Source organism: Spirosoma agri (assembly GCF_010747415.1).
GTDB classification, from domain to species: domain Bacteria; phylum Bacteroidota; class Bacteroidia; order Cytophagales; family Spirosomataceae; genus Spirosoma; species Spirosoma agri.
Genome location: NZ_JAAGNZ010000017.1, coordinates 1 through 2,978 on the forward strand (window position 1 = coordinate 1; position 2,978 = coordinate 2,978).

The 2,978-nt window shown below is 58.7% G+C and carries 1 protein-coding gene; it reads left to right on the top strand.

Annotation, left to right across the window (positions count from 1 at the left end; translation table 11 throughout):
* On the top strand, positions 1-2,978 hold a 2,978-nt coding region (locus tag GK091_RS29265), incomplete at both ends, for a leucine-rich repeat domain-containing protein (RefSeq protein ID WP_212593030.1).

The following is a 2,978-nucleotide window of genomic DNA, read 5'->3' on the forward strand; positions in this document are numbered from 1 at the left end:
AGGGGGCAACTGGACCAACAAGGCGGGCTGGCTCAGCGGCTGCGACCCCTGCACGGGCAACGGGGGGCAACCCTGGTTTGGCCTGGGATGCACCAGCGGACGGGTGAGTCGAATTAGTCTATACCAGAACAACCTGGTGGGTAGCCTACCGGCTAGTCTGAGCGGGCTGACGGGTCTACGGACGATTCAGATCAACGGCAACGCCCAGTTGGGGGGCAGTATTCCAGCGGGGCTGGGTAGTCTAACTGCTTTGGCTGGTATCGAGCTAGATAATAACGCGTTGACGGGCAGTATCCCCACTAGTCTGGGTGGTCTAACTAATCTACAGAGATTTTTCTTAAGCAACAATCAGCTAACGGGCAGCATCCCCCCCAGCCTGAGTGGACTGACCAATCTGCAGGAACTTAATTTAAGTGTCAATCAGCTAACGGGCAGTATCCCCCCCAGCCTGAGTATGCTCACCAACCTGCAAAGGCTTTTTCTAAACAACAATCAGCTAACGGGCAGTATCCCCCCCAGCCTGAGTGCGCTCACTAACTTGCAAGCTATTGATCTAAGCACCAATCAGTTGACGGGCAGCATCCCCACCAGCCTGGGTTCGCTTGCCAACCTGCAAGCTATTAATTTGAGCACCAATCAGTTGACGGGCACCATCTCCCCCAACCTGGGTTCGCTTACTAACCTGCAAGCTATTAATTTAAGCACCAATCAGTTGACGGGCACCATCCCCGGCAGTTTTACGGCTCTGACCAACCTACAAAGGCTTACTCTAAGCAACAATCAGTTGACGGGCTCGATCCCCAGCCTGAGTGCGCTCACTAACCTGCAAGCTCTCTATTTAAATAACAATCAGTTGACGGGTACGATCCCCACCAGCCTGAGTGCTCTGACCAGCCTGCAGTTTCTTAATTTAAGCACCAATCAGTTGACGGGTTGCTTTCCGGCCTCCCTGTCGACCCTCTGCGGAGGAGGACGAGATGTTAGCTTCTCCAACAATCCCGGTCTGCCAGGGAGCGGTGATTTTGCAGCCTTCTGTGCCAGCGGCTTCGGCAGCGATGGGTTCGTGGCCCAGGCGTCGGCCAGCCTGCCTGCGGTCTGTACGGATGGTGTGGTGAGTCTAAGTGCCAATGGAGGCAGTGGGTATATCTATAGCTGGCTCGTGCCAGCCGGCGCTAAGCTGAGCAGCACTACTACCCAGAACGTGTCGGCTACGCTGACTACGGCGGGGGTGCAGACCTTCACCATCGTCATCAGCAGTGGCAGCAGTTGCAGCAGTACGGCCACCCTCAGCGTAACAGCCAACACCGCCCCCACCCCCACATTGGTCAGCAGCGGCCCCCTCACCTGCTCGGTGACCAGTGTCACCCTGACGGCTACCAGTGGGGCCAGCGCCTACACCTTCACCGCCCCCGATGGAACGGTGCTAGCCGGCAGTGGCAACACCCGCACGGTGAGCAGTCCGGGCAGCTACTCGGTCACCATCGCCAACGCCAGCGGCTGTATAAGCAGCACCAGCACTAATGTCACCAGCAACACAGCGGTATCTTTTGTGAGTATCAGTCCAAGTTCAGCGACCTTGACCTGCGCCAGTCCGACAACTAGCCTAACGGCGGTAGGTAGTGGCTCTGTGTTGTGGAGTACAGGAGAAACTACACCGGTAATTACGGTCAACAGTGCCAACACTTACTCGGTTACCCTGACTAACGCCAACGGTTGTTCTTCTGTAGCCAGCACCAGCATCAGCAGTTCAACAGCCCCCCCCACGGCCAGTCTGGTCAGCAGCGGCAGCTTGACCTGCTCGGTGACAAGCGTTACCTTAACGGCCAGCCCCGCCGGGCTCAATTATACCTTCAGTGGTCCGGGTGTGGTCAGCCAGAGTGGCAACACAGCCATCGTCAACGCAGCGGGTACTTACTCGGTGACGGTGGTGAGCAGCAACGGGTGTTCCAACATCGCCAGCACCAGCGTCAGTCAGGACAACGCCACCCCCACGACCCGTCTGGTCAGCAGCGGCAGTCTGACTTGTGCCGTGACGAGCGTCACCCTGACGGCCAGTCCAAACGGGTTGAGTTATCTCTTCGGCGGCCCGGGCATCGTGAGCCGGAGCGGCAACACGGCCGTGGTGAACGCCAGCGGTACTTATTCTGTCACGGTGGTCAATGGCAATGGCTGTTCGAGCGTAGCCAGCGTGAGTGTGAGCCAGGACAACGCGGCCCCAACAGCCAGCCTGGTCAGCAGCGGGAGTTTGACCTGTGCCGTGACGAGCGTGACCTTAAGGGCGAGTCCGATCGGATTGAGTTATGTCTTCAGCGGACCGGGCGTGATGAGCCAGAGCGGCAACACGGCCGTGGTGAACGCCAGTGGCACCTACTCCGTGACGGTGGTCAATAGCGATGGCTGTTCAAGCGTAGCCAGTACCAGCGTGAGTCAGGATAACGCGGCTCCTAATGCTACGTTAGTGAGCAGCGGCATTTTGACTTGCGCGGTGACGAGTGTGACGCTAACGGCCAGCCCGAGTGGGTTGAGTTATGTCTTCTCGGGCCCGAGTGTGGTGAGTCAAAGCGGCAACACGGCGGTGGTTAACGCCAGCGGTACCTACTCGGTCACCGTCGTTAATGGGAATGGTTGTTCGTCGGTGGCCAGCGTAAGTGTGAGCCAGGACAACGCGGCTCCGGTGGCGAGTCTGGTGAGCAGCGGCAGTCTAACCTGTTCGGTGACCAGCGTAACCTTAACGGCCAGTCCGGACGGACAACGCTATGTCTTCAGCCGTGGAGCGACTCAGATCGGCAACACGAATCAGGCGGTGGTCAATGCCTCAGGCACCTACTCGGTGACGGTCCTCTCGGCCAACGGCTGTTCGTCGGTGGCCTCCACGACGGCAGTGGGCGATGTGACGGTGCCAGAGGCCGGCTTGACCAACAATGGCCCCCTCTCCTGCCTGATGAGCTTGGTGACCCTAACGGCCCGTGGCGGAGACA